General features: G+C 56.1%; 13 protein-coding genes and 1 tRNA gene. 4 read left to right on the top strand and 10 right to left on the bottom strand.

The window, feature by feature from the left end:
* The first annotated feature begins 41 nt into the window (after positions 1-41).
* From K9U38_RS10900 to K9U38_RS10890, 3 genes are all read left to right on the top strand, one after another.
* The gene (locus K9U38_RS10900; RefSeq protein WP_224494342.1) at positions 42-1,349 is read left to right on the top strand and encodes an LLM class flavin-dependent oxidoreductase; all 1,308 of its coding nucleotides are present in this window, start codon (positions 42-44) and stop codon (positions 1,347-1,349) included.
* A 258-nt stretch (positions 1,350-1,607) separates the two neighbouring features.
* The gene (locus K9U38_RS10895) at positions 1,608-2,621 is read left to right on the top strand and encodes an acyl-CoA dehydrogenase family protein (RefSeq protein ID WP_224494341.1); all 1,014 of its coding nucleotides are present in this window, start codon (positions 1,608-1,610) and stop codon (positions 2,619-2,621) included.
* Between the two features lie 461 nt (positions 2,622-3,082).
* Positions 3,083-3,505 carry a terminase small subunit-like protein gene (locus tag K9U38_RS10890; protein ID WP_224494340.1) on the top strand — a complete coding sequence of 141 codons (423 nt, stop codon included), beginning with the start codon at positions 3,083-3,085 and terminating at the stop codon, positions 3,503-3,505.
* A gap of 114 nt (positions 3,506-3,619) precedes the next feature.
* On the opposite strand, the gene K9U38_RS10885 is transcribed toward K9U38_RS10890, so the two are convergent.
* The 8 genes from K9U38_RS10885 to K9U38_RS10850 form a co-directional block, all read right to left on the bottom strand.
* Positions 3,620-3,696, bottom strand: a tRNA-Pro gene (locus tag K9U38_RS10885).
* Positions 3,697-3,871: 175 nt separating this feature from the next.
* On the bottom strand, positions 3,872-4,672 hold the full coding sequence (locus K9U38_RS10880; protein ID WP_224494339.1) for a potassium channel family protein: 801 nt from the start codon (positions 4,670-4,672) through the stop codon (positions 3,872-3,874).
* Positions 4,673-4,882: 210 nt separating this feature from the next.
* Positions 4,883-5,440, bottom strand: a complete 558-nt coding sequence (locus tag K9U38_RS10875) for a MerR family transcriptional regulator (RefSeq protein WP_224494338.1) — start codon at positions 5,438-5,440, stop codon at positions 4,883-4,885.
* A gap of 135 nt (positions 5,441-5,575) precedes the next feature.
* Positions 5,576-5,896, bottom strand: a complete 321-nt coding sequence (locus tag K9U38_RS10870) for an integration host factor subunit alpha (RefSeq protein WP_008128366.1) — start codon at positions 5,894-5,896, stop codon at positions 5,576-5,578.
* A gap of 120 nt (positions 5,897-6,016) precedes the next feature.
* The gene (locus tag K9U38_RS10865) at positions 6,017-6,988 is read right to left on the bottom strand and encodes a beta-ketoacyl-ACP synthase III (RefSeq protein WP_224494337.1); all 972 of its coding nucleotides are present in this window, start codon (positions 6,986-6,988) and stop codon (positions 6,017-6,019) included.
* A gap of 8 nt (positions 6,989-6,996) precedes the next feature.
* Positions 6,997-8,082: a phosphate acyltransferase PlsX gene (gene plsX, locus K9U38_RS10860; protein WP_224494336.1), complete on the bottom strand. Its 1,086-nt coding sequence runs from the start codon at positions 8,080-8,082 to the stop codon at positions 6,997-6,999.
* Positions 8,083-8,256: 174 nt separating this feature from the next.
* The gene (locus tag K9U38_RS10855; protein ID WP_224494335.1) at positions 8,257-8,820 is read right to left on the bottom strand and encodes a YceD family protein; all 564 of its coding nucleotides are present in this window, start codon (positions 8,818-8,820) and stop codon (positions 8,257-8,259) included.
* Positions 8,820-9,374 carry a ubiquinol-cytochrome C chaperone family protein gene (locus K9U38_RS10850; RefSeq protein WP_224494334.1) on the bottom strand — a complete coding sequence of 185 codons (555 nt, stop codon included), beginning with the start codon at positions 9,372-9,374 and terminating at the stop codon, positions 8,820-8,822. The genes K9U38_RS10855 and K9U38_RS10850 overlap by 1 nt, the downstream gene beginning before the upstream one ends.
* Positions 9,375-9,499: 125 nt before the next feature.
* On the opposite strand from K9U38_RS10850, the gene K9U38_RS10845 reads away from it, so the two are divergent.
* Positions 9,500-10,000: an outer membrane protein assembly factor BamE gene (locus K9U38_RS10845; RefSeq protein WP_224494333.1), complete on the top strand. Its 501-nt coding sequence runs from the start codon at positions 9,500-9,502 to the stop codon at positions 9,998-10,000.
* Positions 10,001-10,076: 76 nt separating this feature from the next.
* Here the strand turns inward: K9U38_RS10845 and K9U38_RS10840 are convergent, their stop codons facing one another.
* Together K9U38_RS10840 and nusB are read right to left on the bottom strand one after the other, a co-directional pair.
* Positions 10,077-12,230, bottom strand: a complete 2,154-nt coding sequence (locus K9U38_RS10840; protein WP_224494332.1) for a sodium-translocating pyrophosphatase — start codon at positions 12,228-12,230, stop codon at positions 10,077-10,079.
* A gap of 574 nt (positions 12,231-12,804) precedes the next feature.
* Positions 12,805-13,308: a transcription antitermination factor NusB gene (nusB, locus tag K9U38_RS10835; protein WP_224494331.1), complete on the bottom strand. Its 504-nt coding sequence runs from the start codon at positions 13,306-13,308 to the stop codon at positions 12,805-12,807.

Below are 13,308 nucleotides of genomic sequence, written 5' to 3'. Positions count from 1 at the left end.
GTAGACAATAAGATAAATGAGCAAAAGCAGCAGTTTAGCGTGTGCGTTTCGAGCTGCCCCCTCTGAATAGAATGAATTCCTCGTTTTTCCAGCGTAACCGCAACATCTGTCCGCTCCATTCTGAAAGTAGCCAACTAATGATGACCACAGAGACCGATCAAACCTTCCCTTCTCAGCCCAAAACCGGGAGCTCAGCAGCGACTTTCGGGCATGATGACGAAAAAAAATCGGACGCGCAGAGGCGTCATCTCTCACCGTTTGATTTTCCTGACAGTCCCTTGTCGAAGGTCGCTGAACAACCGCTGATCATGGGCCTGTTTCTCGATCTCTATCAACGCAGCACGATAGCTGGTGGGGGCGAGGATGGCTGGACGTTCGATGCCAATGCGAAGCTGGTTCAGAGAGCCGAAGCGACTGGGTTCGACCTCGCCTTCAGTCGCATGCAATGGCTGCCAAAGGGAGCGATCGGGACCTCGCTGGACGCTTTCACCACACTCGCGGCCATGGCACCGCTTACAAGCAAGATACTTCTCATCTCTTCCATCCACGTTCTGTACGGACCATGGCACCCGCTCCATCTGGCCAAGTTCGGTGCGACGCTCGACCATATTTCCCGCGGGCGCTGGGGCATCAACATTCTTACTGGGCACCGGGCCGTTGAACACGAAATGTTCGGTTGGTCTCAGATAGAACATGACCGACGCTACGAACTGGCCGACGAACTTTTCAGCGTATTGGAGAGACTTTGGTCAGAAGATGAAAACTTCACCTTCAAAGGAGTTTCATCTTGGGAACTGCGCGAAGCGTTCGTCACGCCGAAGCCTAGCTACGCCCGTCCTATTCTTGTGACCGCGACAGGGTCTGACGCTGGCATTGCATTTGCTGCGCGCCATTCGGATTTCGTCTTCGTCACGAGTCCGGGTGGCGCAGTAATAGAAAACGCTCTGGCCACGCTGCCATCCCATACTGCGCGCATCAAGAACGCCGCCGCGGGCTTCAATCGCAGCCTGAAGGTTCTTATCAATCCTGTCATCGTCAGCCGAGACACGGAAAAAGAGACAGAAGCCTACGCCAATGCCATAACGGCGAGCCACTCGCCGCGTGTGGAATTCGCCAGTGATGCTCATGCCTGGCGAGTGCGCAAGGACAAGTCTGTCAACCAGGGCCGGAAGCTTGGCGGCAATGTTGAAGTGGTCGGCACGCCAGAGAAGGTCGTGGAGCAACTCATCGGATTAAAAAAGGCAGGTATCGATGGGATTCAGATCGGATTTCACGATTGGGATACCGACTTCAGCTTCTTCGAAGAGCGCATCCTGCCGCTTATGAAACAAGCCGGTTTGCGTCACTGAAACCGCGATTCCACCCATCTAGAATTTCTCGTTCACCTGAAAGCTGCCTACATGACCTCATCTGTCGCGATTCCCACAACGTTGAAAACCAATTTTGCCAGCACCTCGGAACTCCAGGCACTTTTCGACCAGATTGCGGTTGGTTCTGCCGCCCGTGACCGCGAGCGTATCCTGCCTTTCGCCGAAATCGGACGCATTCGTGAGGCCCGTTTCGGGGCGTACCGGTTGCCGGTGCATGTTGGTGGCGCGGGCGCTTCGATGCGCGATCTGTTCAGCATGGTAATCAGGCTTGCAGAAGCTGACTCCAACATCGCACATATCCTGCGAAATCACTTCGTATTTGTAGAGCGGTTCGCACAGCGACCCAATAGCGATCAGCAAGCGTTCTGGCAGCATAAAGTGGCTGAAGGGGCGATATTCGGTCTTGCTAACGCCGAACGCGCCAAAGCCCAGACTGGTGATGATAGTGTCACAAGGCTTGCGCCGAAAAATGGCGGCTACCTTTTAAATGGCGTGAAGTTCTATAGCACCGGCAGCCTTTACTCCGATTTCATTATCGTGCGGGCAAAGGATCAGGATGAAAGGCAGGTGACGGTCATCATTCCAACGGAGCGCGAGGGCATAACGCTCGTAGACGACTGGGATGCAGCAGGGCAGCGCCTGACGGGCACAGGAACGACCCGTTTTGAAGATGTACGGGTGGAAGCCGCCGAAGTGATTTTGGATGCGGAGGGCACTGCCTACAATTTACCTTATGCAAGCACCCTGCCACAGCTTTTCCTTACCGCAATTAATGCCGGTATATTGTACGCAGTGCTGCGTGATGCGAAGGCGCTAATTCGGCAGCGTTCGAAAAAGGCATTCTATCATGCCCCTGCCGAATTGCCCCGGGAGGACCCGCTGCTTCTCAAAATCATCGGCGATATCTCGGCCCATGCGTTTGCATCACAGTCTGTCGTGTTGGCTGCGGCCGACGCGCAAGATGCTATTCTTGCCGCACGGGAAAACGGGGAGCCGGCAAGGGAAGTAGCTCACGAAGGCTCCTTGCAGGCCGTCAAGGCGAAGATCCTCGTCGATGCTCTTACTCTGCAGGCCGCGACGTCACTTTTCGATGTCGGCGGCGCCTCATCGACCCAACGATCGCATAATCTCGACCGTCACTGGCGCAATGCAAGAACAGTTTCGGCCCACAACCCTGGCCACTATAAGGCGTTGGCAATCGGCAATTTGGAACTGAATGATGCTCCACTCCCAAGCGTCGGATTCTTTTGAATCCGTTTGCTGCTCATATGAACAGGGGGTAGCCTTCCTGCGGGACTGGCTTTGTGAAGTGCATAATCTCAGTAACGGCGAATTCAAACCCACTAAGCGAGGACTGGTCCTGCCTGCGTGCCGGAAACAGTCGCTTCGATGCCATTAAAGCGCTAACTCCAAGTCTACAAGTGCACGATCCATTTGCATAGATACCGGCGCACGGTTCCGACCCAGATTGTGTTGAGTGAGGAGGTCGGACCCTCCTTCTGGGAGTACTATCCAATGGACCACACTACTCGACAGCTGATTGACGTGATTTGCGATAGACTCCTTGATCTTCACGTAATGGCCAACGAGGATGGTCGCTCGGCTCGACAAGTTTTCCGTTGCAACGGGGCAAGCGTCCAAAATCTTCCGAACAGTCTATCGGCGCCCAATGAATATGGATTGGTAACTCACGCGATGCACAGGAGATATAGATGAGTGCCGTGAAAAAGGTTGGTAGGGCTTCTGGATACAACGAAGAGTTCGCGGCGCTCGTTTGTGAGGAGATATCAGGCGGCGCTAGTCTCCGCTCAATTTGCCGACGGGAGAACATGCCATCACAGAACAGCGTTTTCTCGTGGCTCAGAAGATTTCCTGAATTTGCCAGCCAATACACGCGCGCCTGCCAAGCTCGCGCAGATGCCATGGCGGAAGAAATCATCGACATTGCCGACGACGGTTCGAACGACACCTACGCCAACGAAGATGGCGATGTGCAAATCAATACCGATGTCATCCAGCGGTCCAAACTCAGGGTCGAAATACGCAAATGGATCATGGCTCACATGAGCCAAGAAGTATGGGGTCGTGCAAGAACATCAAGGCCCAGGTGGCGACGCAATCAAAGTCGAGATTAGCAAACGATTCACAGCTATGAGGGTTTTTCGTTACCCCAACCGTTACCCGGACCGCATAACAAGCAGATCCCCCGGAGGGGTGCATTTTTAAAACATTGAATTGTTATCAGAAAATGGTCGGAGTGGCCGGATTCGAACCGACGACCCCTTGACCCCCAGTCAAGTGCGCTACCGGGCTGCGCTACACTCCGACATCTTCTGCAACAAGCTCAAAAGGTTCGCTTGCATATAACAAGCCTGGGATGATCCAAGGGCTGCGCTATACCGGGGAAACCCCTAAATTAGTCAGGTTTTTTGTGCAAGGGCAAAATCGGCAAAAAGAGAATTCTGAACACAAATGCGCCTGTAGTACTCAGGCCAGGCCTGTCACGTTCCCTCGTCGGGGATATTGAGAAGATGGCCGCAAGCCTTGCAATGGACGGCGTCGGCCTCGTGCCTTTGCAATCCGCATTCAGGACATGGAAAGGTCACCTTGTGCGGCCGGACCACAGCCTGGGCGAGGCGCACGAAAAGCGATATCCCGACAATCATGGTCACGACCGAGGTGAGCTTGCCGAGGGTGCCGGGAAGCGTGATGTCGCCAAAACCCGTTGTGGTGACCGTGGCAACGGTGAAATAGAGGGCATCCACAAAGCCCTCGCCGCCGTCGAGCTTGTAGAAGAAGCTCGTGTAGACAAAGCCGGTCACGATAAACAGGAAGACAATGAGGTTGATGACTGCGCGTACGACGTCGATGTAGTGAACGCAGCTGCAGAAGCGCAGCACCTCCTTCAGGAAGGTACTCTGCCCGATCGCCCAGATCCGCATGGCGCGCAGGAAGGCGAAATTGAACAGCAGATCCGGAAAGAGCAGCGTGGCGAGGATAAAGAGATCCACCCAGGTCATCGGGCGGAGGATCCAGGATTTGAAGCTTTTTGCCAGCATCACGCCGGCCATCAGTTCGAAGCCTATCCAGATCGCGATCAGGTAGTCGACGATCAGATAGGATGGGCCCGACCGCAGATACGGCCCCATGATGAAAAAGGCAAGGATAGCTATGTCGATGAAGAAGAAGGCGCCCTGCAACCACAACGACAGTCTGTCGCGACCGGTCTTGACGCGATTGAGCACACGTCTCAGCTTCTCGATCTTCGACCAGCCGCTCATCGTGGCAACTCTGTCCTGCATCTCACTGCTATAGCTCATTGGGGCAAAGTTTCAAGCGGACGGGTGGCGGCCATACCTCCCACGCCGGCTCCGCAAAAAAATTCTATATTTGTTGGAACCTTTCTTCAGTGGTAGCATTGTAGGTATACTGGTCCCCAACCAGTTAGGCTGAACCCCACAGCCAACCCCTAAGTCCCAGCTTTCATTTGCGTGAAAGCTGGGCTTTTTCTTTCAACGCACCTGATCAAGCAGGCGCTTGCATTCCAGAAGGTCGAACAGCGTCTCCTGCAACAGGGCCCGATTGTCCTTCGAGAGCCGCTTGCCGTCGGCAGCAACCGGCCCTTCGTCGTCGCCCTTGATCAGGCCGAAAAGCCGCCTGCCCTGCGGCGCAGACCTCGGTGTCCCCATGACTGCCGCTTCCTCATCGGCCTCAGCGCGGCTTTGCTCGGCCGCGAGCGCCTCTTCCTGGCGCGCTGTCGCCTGCTTCTGCTGGCTGATGGCTTCAGCCGCGGCGGTATCGCCGCTGCCCAGTGCTATGATGAATTGCGTGCCGTTTTCGCGAAGAAGGCGCTGTACACCCTTGATCGTATAGCCCTGGTCGTAAAGCAGATGACGAATGCCTTTGAGGAGATCGACATCGAGCGGGCGATAATACCGCCGACCGCCGCCGCGCTTCATCGGCTTGATGTGAGTGAACCGGGTCTCCCAGAATCGCAGGACATGCTGAGGCAGATCAAGGTCTTCTGCGACTTCGCTGATGGTTCTAAATGCGTCGGGACTCTTGTCCATGATTTCGCCCTTTCAGGAGAAATTCTGATTCGACGTCTATTTCAGCGGTTTATAGGAAATTTTTCAAGCGTAGCGCGAGACTACCCCCAGTAATCTCGCTTGTTCAGCTGACAAAGACGCCAATCCGCCTTTGCGCTACGCAGATTTCTTCTTGCGCGTCTGGTGCGAACGCAGAATGCGCTGCTTAAGCACGTTGGACGCCTTGAATGTCATGACGCGACGCGGAAGAATCGGCACTTCTTCCCCCGTCTTCGGATTTCGACCGATCCGCTCGTTCTTGTCCCTCACCTGGAACGTGGCGAATGATGAAAGTTTGACTGTCTCGCCACGAACAATTGCATCACACACTTCATCGAGAATCGTCTCGACGAGTGAAGCTGACTCCGTTCGTGAAAGCCCTACCTTACGATAGACTGCCTCAGCCAGATCAGCGCGCGTAATGGTCTTACCCCCCATACGATCTCAAAGCTCTCGTTGTTGCAAAACTAGCAGGTGAAGCGGAAGTTACAGAATGAAAACCGATCGGGCAAGCAAGTTGAAAAGTTCGTGAACCAATCTGCCGGCCCAACCGACTACCTACCAACGTAGCAGAACTGCACCCCACGTAAAGCCCCCACCCATGGCTTCGAGAAGCACCAAATCACCTTGTTTGATCCGACCGTCCGCTACTGCGGTTGCGAGAGCTAAGGGTACTGAAGCGGCTGATGTATTTCCATGTTGGTCAACCGTAATAACGACCTTTTCTTCGGCGAGGTTGAGCTTCTTCGCAGAGGCGTCGATGATGCGCTTGTTGGCCTGGTGGGGGACGAACCAATCGATATCTTCGGCTGTAATTCCAGCCTCGGAAAATGAGGCTTCGATGACGTCGGTGATCATGCCAACGGCGTGCTTGAACACCTCACGGCCTTCCATGCGCAGATGCCCGACAGTCTGCGTTGAGGATGGTCCACCGTCTACGTACAACTTCTGTTTGTGCGATCCGTCCGAGCGCAGATTGGCCGTCAGCACGCCGCGATCGGAGGTAAGGCCGCGTCCTTCGCTGGCTTCCAGGATCAATGCACCCGCGCCATCGCCGAAGAGCACGCAAGTCGTGCGGTCCTTCCAGTCAAGGATACGCGAGAACGTTTCCGCGCCGATCACGAGCACACGCTTGGCCATGCCGCCCCGTATGTAGAGGTCAGCAGTGGTTACCGCATAGACGAAGCCTGAACAGACGGCCTGCATGTCGAACGCGAAACCATGGGTCATGCCAAGGCGCGCCTGGATATCAACGGCCGAGGCAGGAAACGTGTTGTCCGGCGTGGATGTCGCCAGAATGATGAGATCGATATCGTCCGGTGTCAGGCCTGCATTGTCGAGTGCGGCCCGCGCCGCCGCCTCACCGAGTGAAGCCGTGGTCTCGCCCTCGCCGGCAATGTAGCGCTGCCGGATACCCGTCCGCTGAACGATCCATTCATCCGATGTTTCAACCACACCTTCAAGTTCGGCGTTCTTTACAAGGCGCGCCGGCTTGGCTGCGCCTATACCTTTTACAACGGACCGGATCATCTAAAACTCTACTTTTCCTGTTGTTCTGTTTCGGCTTCTGCGTCGCTCTCGGATTCACCTTGGAAAGCCGCGCCGACAGGGCTTTTGTGAAAATGGGTCAGATCGGCTGCGATCTTGTCCAGAAGCTTGTTGTGGGCCATGTCGTAGCCCACATCGATCGCAGAGGCAAAGCCCAAAGCGTCGGTGCCGCCGTGGCTTTTGATGACAACACCGTTCAAGCCGAGAAAGACGCCGCCATTGGTCTTGCGGGGATCCATCTTTTCGCGCAGGCGATCAAAGGCCCCCTTGGCAAAGATATACCCTATCTTGGCCATCAAGGTGCGGCCCATCGCTTCACGCAGATATTGTGCGAACTGCTTTGCGGTGCCTTCGGCGGCCTTGAGCGCGATATTGCCGGCAAAACCTTCAGTCACGACGACGTCGACCGTGCCCTTGCCGATGTCGTTTCCTTCGACGAAACCGAAATATTCCAAGCTCGGCAATGGAATTTCGCGCAGGATACGGGCGGCATCTTTGACGTCATCCTGTCCCTTGATTTCCTCGACGCCAACATTGAGCAAGCCGATGGTGGGCCGCTCAATCTCAAAAAGTGAACGCGCCATGGCAGCGCCCATCACGGCATAATCAACGAGCTGCTGGGCGTCGGCACCGATATTGGCCCCGATATCGAGGACGATGCTCTCGCCCCGCAATGTCGGCCAGATGCCGGCAATGGCAGGCCGTTCGACATTTGCCATCGTGCGCAGGCAAAATTTCGACATCGCCATGAGCGCGCCCGTGTTGCCTGCAGAGACGCAGGCATCGGCTTCGCCGGTCTTCACGGCTTCGATGGCGCGCCACATGGACGATTTCCATCGGCCGTTGCGCAGCGCCTGGCTGGGCTTCTCGTCCATACGCACCGCCACGTCGCAATGATGGAATGTCGAGGCGTCGGCCAGAGCCTTGTAGTGGGCCAGCACAGGCTTGACCTGTTCTTCTCGCCCGAAAATCACAAACCTGATGTCAGGATGGCGCTCCAGCGCCGTTGCCATGCCCGGGATGACGATCTCAGGACCGAAATCACCGCCCATGGCATCAATGGAAATTCTGATCACTCTCGATTGTCCTGTCCTGGTCAGTGCCTGCAAGCGGGGGTACGTTGAAAAGACTCGGCGAAAATAGTCATTTTGTACGAGCGTACAACATATTTCTGCCAGCTGACCGCAAGTCGAACCGAATTGTCTTGAGAACCGCCCCCTCCAGCATCTAGTCCCAGGAAGTCTCAAGGATCAAGTCTTCTGTTTCCAATCTTTCAAAGCTGCGAACGGGTTTTCCGGCTTCTCGGCATCGTCATCCCCGTAATGCACGACGACGGGCGGGGCATCCTCAATGCCCTCCTTGCGCGGATACGGATTGATTGCGAGTTCGAAAAACTCCTCGGCGATGGCACCGGCATCCAGCATATCTCCGGAAAATGTCTCCGGTATGTCAGGACCGTCCGCGCTGATGACCATTTCGCCGTTCTCATCAAGCGGCGGACGCGCAAGGCGGGAATTCTCCGGAACGAAAATCGTGTCAATTTCGGCGTCGACCCTTGCGTCTATAGGCTCCAGCGTCACGATGCACGATTGGACGATATCGGCATGGACCTCGCCGCGAACACGAACGCCGTCCTTCTTCCAGGGCACGATCTGCAGGTCGGCCTTGAAGGATTTCACATCCTGCAACTCGTGAAGGTCGCGCAACGCCTCGCGTTCGCGGGCATTTGCCTCGATCTTCACGTTGAGACCCTTTTGCGGGAGCCTTTGCACCGAAAGGGGAAAGCTCAGCGCTCCATCCACGTTATTTGTCATCACGCCTCCTCCAATGCAGATCCGGCATCAGGAAATGTTACCTTACCACCCGAAATCATATCATCTGTCTGGTCTTCAAGGTGCCGCGTCACCAGGAGGACGTACTTGCCAAGCGATTGGGCACCCTGCCACTCCTGATTGTCGGGCCGTATATTGCGGGCGAGCGCGGCAACCAGCCCGGTATAATCATTCTCATCCAGAGCCTTGTCATAGGATTCGATGCGCCCGTAGAACATGCGCGCCAGCTTCTTCATGCGCTTTGGAACGCCGGAATCGCCGATGCCGAGCTCACGCAGCGAATGGTCGACGTCCAGGAAGAACTCATCGGTAACCTCTTGGCCAATCGACTTCAACGCCGGGGTGCGCCCCTTGATGCGGCGAATGAACAGAAACACATGCAGGGAAAGCATTTCATAGCGACCCAATGGCGAATCCGGTACATCGAGGTCAGAATAAAAGAACGGTTGCCGCGCCGCTGCCACGATCGCATCGTAGAGGGCAGTTGTAATCGCCTCATTTGCCTTGGCCTTGCGGCTAAATAGACTGAGAATCATAGAGTTGTGCCTTAACTTGAGTCTTCCATACAGCACGAGTGGCGTGTTGCATCGGACTTCAAGGTGGTTTACCGAAGTTCTGCGGGCGGGGAAAGACTTGCGCCCAATTTGAAATGGAGATGTCGTTGCTGCAGCGGATTTTCAAGACCGATCGTTCACGGGATTTACTTCTGGCCGGGACCCTTCTTTTGGCCGCAGGACTTGCCGGCTGTAACACCGCCAATCTCAATCCATCCGAGACCTTGACCCAGGGCTATGTGCTTGACGAGAAGGCGCTCGAGTTCGTTCCTGTGGGCTCCAGCCGCGAACAGGTCATGCTGTCGCTTGGCAGCCCTTCGACGACGGCAACCTTCGACAATGAAGTCTTCTATTATATTTCGCAAAAGCGCCACCGCACCGTCGCGTTCATGAATCCGAGGGTGACGGAGCGGCGAATTCTGGCCGTGTACTTCGACAAGGACGGCAAGGTCGCTAGTATTTCCAACTACGGTTTGCAGGATGGAAAGGTCTTCGACTTCATCTCGCGCACCACGCCGACAGGCGGCAAGGATCTCTCCTTCCTTGGTCAGTTGCTGCAAGGTGTCGGCAAGCCGCCAACGCTGGGTGCGGGTGGCCCGCCCGCTTAAGCAGCTTCCTTATTCTGCCAAGCAAAAAACCCACGAAACGCGTTTCGTGGGTTTTTCAATGCAAGGGTGATTGCAGTCAGTGTGCAAGCACGGCGAGCAGGAGCAAGGCCACGATGTTCGTGATCTTGATCGCCGGATTGACAGCGGGTCCTGCCGTATCCTTGTAGGGATCGCCGACCGTGTCACCGGTGACCGATGCCTTGTGTGCATCCGACCCCTTGAGGTGCCGCGTTCCATCCTTGCCGACAAAGCCATCCTCGAAGGACTTCTTGGCGTTGTCCCAGGCGCCGCCGCCCGACGTCATCGAGATGGCAACGAAGATGCCGTTGATGATGACGCCCAGCAATGAAGCGCCAAGCGCCGCGAAGGCCGATGCCTTGGATCCGGATATGACAAGAACACCGAAATACACCACGATGGGCGCCAGAACCGGCAACAGCGATGGAACGACCATTTCCTTGATCGCCGCACGGGTGAGGATGTCCACTGCCCGCGCATAATCCGGTCGTTCCGTGCCAAGCATGATGCCCGGCTTTTCGCGGAACTGCCGGCGCACCTCTTCAACAACTGAACCTGCCGCGCGGCCAACGGCGGTCATGGCGATGCCTCCGAAAAGGTACGGGATAAGGCCACCGAAGATGAGGCCGGCCACGACATACGGATTGGACAGCTCGAAGGAAACGGCACCGATTCCCTTGAAATAGGGGAACGCTGTCGCCCCGTCCTTGTTGGCTTCGGTGATGAAGAACTGCAGATCGTTTGCATAGGCTGCAAACAGCACCAGCGCACCGAGACCGGCAGATCCAATCGCGTAGCCCTTCGTCACTGCCTTGGTGGTGTTGCCTACCGCGTCAAGCGCGTCCGTCGATTTGCGGACTTCCGGATCAAGGCCCGACATTTCAGCAATACCACCGGCATTGTCAGTGACCGGACCGAACGCATCGAGCGCAACGATCATGCCGGCGATGCCCAGCATGGCAGTAACTGCAATGCCGGTACCGAAGAGCCCCGCAAGCTGGTAGGTCGAGATGATGCCACCAACAATCACCAGCGCAGGAAGCGCCGTCGATTCGAGTGAAATCGCCAGCCCCTGGATCACATTGGTACCATGTCCGGTGATCGAGGCCTGGGCGATCGAATTCACCGGGCGCTTGTTGGTGCCGGTATAATATTCGGTAATCACCACGATCAGGCCGGTCACGATGAGACCGATGAGGCCGCAGATGAAGAGATTTGTACCCGTTATCACCTGGCCGCCTACCGTGCCGACTTCGCCCCATCCGACTGTCATCGACGTTGCGGCGCCGAGACCGAGGATGGACAGGAGTCCGGTCACGATGAGCCCCTTGTAAAGGGCGCCCATGATGGAGTTGTTGGCGCCAAGCTTGACGAAGAAAGTGCCCGCGATCGACGTGATGATGCAGGCTCCGCAAATCGCCAGCGGATAGAGCATGACGGTGGCAAGGTTCGGCGCCCCAGCAAAGAAGATTGCGGCGAGAACCATGGTGGCAACAATCGTCACCGCATAGGTTTCGAACAGGTCGGCAGCCATGCCGGCGCAATCGCCGACATTGTCACCGACATTATCCGCGATGGTTGCAGGATTGCGGGGATCGTCCTCGGGAATTCCGGCTTCAACCTTGCCGACGAGGTCGCCGCCGACATCTGCGCCCTTGGTGAAAATACCGCCGCCGAGCCGGGCAAAAATCGAGATGAGGGAAGCGCCGAATCCGAGGGAAACGAGGGCGTCGATCACGGTGCGATCGGCAGGCGAATAGCCCAATGGACCGGTCAGGACCCAGTAGTAGACGGACACGCCAAGCAGGGCGAGGCCCGCGACCAGCATGCCGGTGATGGCGCCAGACTTGAACGCGATCTCAAGGCCAGCGGCCAGACTGCGCGAAGCCGCCTGCGCGGTGCGTACATTGGCGCGAACCGAAACATGCATGCCGATGAAACCGGCAAGGCCCGACAGAACGGCGCCGATCATAAAGCCGATTGCTGCGGTACCCGACAAAAGGAACCAGACGGCGATGAACACAACGACTCCAACTATCGCAATCGTGGTGTATTGGCGTGTGAGATAGGCCTGTGCGCCCTCGCGGATTGCACCGGCGATTTCTTGCATGCGTGCATTGCCCTGGTCCGCAGCGAGCACCGACTTGGTGGCCCAGACCGCGTAGACGATAGACAGCAGACCGCAGGCAATGACCAGAAACAGTATTGTCATGCCACTCCCTCAGATTATGACCGGAAAAACCCCTCCCCGGGCAGGTTCGGTACGGCACACTGAGATCCGCCAGGCCGGCAGAAATGCGACCGTATGTGTTAGGAGTAACGAAGCAAATGCGAAAACGTCAAGGTCTTTTGCAAATTGAGCAAAATGCCAGACGAAAGTAGGGATTTCCGGCCAGAAAATCGTGCACAATCATACTGATCCGTTGGGAAGGGGGGCGATGTGAATCTGATCTACAATGAGCGCATTAGATTGTTTGCCACGTTCTTGAATGGATTGGGCATTGCGATATTTGCGGTCGGCGGATCTGCTCCACTTATATCGAGTCTCAATGGGCCGATCGGACCGACACAGTTTCTTTCATTTGTTAGTGCGGTTTGTGTTCTCGTAGCATTCACACTACATTATTTGGCGAGCACGTTCCTAACAAGGATTAGACCATGGCAACGCTGCAGATGCTTTCTTTCTTCATTGCACCGGTCAGCGCTCTGCTCTTTGGACTGATTGGCTTCTACATCATCGACCGCAATGCGCGACGCAAGCCGCGGGACAGTTGACAGTAGATTGATTAGCGCCTTGGGCCCTTGCCCTTGCTCTCGCCGCGAATTTCGAATGCCAACCGGTCCAGGACCGCATTGACAATCTTGGGCTCCTCATCGGTGTAGAATGCCTTGGCGATATCGACGTACTCGGAAACAATGACGGCAGTCGGAACGTCGACGCGATCCTTCAATTCCCAGATTCCGGCCCGCAGAATAGCGCGCAGCGTCGAATCGAGCCGCGACAATGGCCAGTCTTCCATCAATGCCTGGCGGATCATTGGATCAAGGGATGTCTGGTCGGCCACAACCCCGGAAACAATACCGCGAAACCACTGCGGGTCGGCGTCCAGATATTGCGTGCCGTCGACCTCCTTGCCCAGGCGATGCGCTTCATATTCGGCGACGACCTCGAGCACACCGGTACCGGCGACGTCCATCTGATAAAGGGCCTGCACAGCGGCCAGACGAGCGACGCCACGCTTGTTGGCGGTTTTCACAACTGGGTTTTGCTCATCTTTGGCGGAAGGCAT

Source organism: Phyllobacterium lublinensis, assembly GCF_020164435.1.
In the GTDB taxonomy this organism is placed as follows: domain Bacteria; phylum Pseudomonadota; class Alphaproteobacteria; order Rhizobiales; family Rhizobiaceae; genus Phyllobacterium; species Phyllobacterium lublinensis.
This window is presented reverse-complemented; position numbering and strand designations above follow the sequence as displayed.

Bases quoted from the DNA above. Each gene is read 5' to 3' on its own strand.
- K9U38_RS10855 (WP_224494335.1), bottom strand. From the start codon at position 8,820: ATGACAAATAACGTGGATGGAGCGCTGAGCTTTCCCCTTTCGGTGCAA.
- K9U38_RS10875 (WP_224494338.1), bottom strand. From the start codon at position 5,440: ATGGACAAGAGTCCCGACGCATTTAGAACCATCAGCGAAGTCGCAGAA.
- K9U38_RS10890 (WP_224494340.1), top strand. From the start codon at position 3,083: ATGAGTGCCGTGAAAAAGGTTGGTAGGGCTTCTGGATACAACGAAGAG.
- K9U38_RS10870 (WP_008128366.1), bottom strand. From the start codon at position 5,896: ATGGGGGGTAAGACCATTACGCGCGCTGATCTGGCTGAGGCAGTCTAT.
- K9U38_RS10880 (WP_224494339.1), bottom strand. From the start codon at position 4,672: ATGCAGGACAGAGTTGCCACGATGAGCGGCTGGTCGAAGATCGAGAAG.
- K9U38_RS10850 (WP_224494334.1), bottom strand. From the start codon at position 9,374: ATGATTCTCAGTCTATTTAGCCGCAAGGCCAAGGCAAATGAGGCGATT.
- K9U38_RS10865 (WP_224494337.1), bottom strand. From the start codon at position 6,988: ATGATCCGGTCCGTTGTAAAAGGTATAGGCGCAGCCAAGCCGGCGCGC.
- K9U38_RS10895 (WP_224494341.1), top strand. From the start codon at position 1,608: ATGCGCGATCTGTTCAGCATGGTAATCAGGCTTGCAGAAGCTGACTCC.
- K9U38_RS10840 (WP_224494332.1), bottom strand. From the start codon at position 12,230: ATGACAATACTGTTTCTGGTCATTGCCTGCGGTCTGCTGTCTATCGTC.
- nusB (WP_224494331.1), bottom strand. From the start codon at position 13,308: ATGCCTTCCGCCAAAGATGAGCAAAACCCAGTTGTGAAAACCGCCAAC.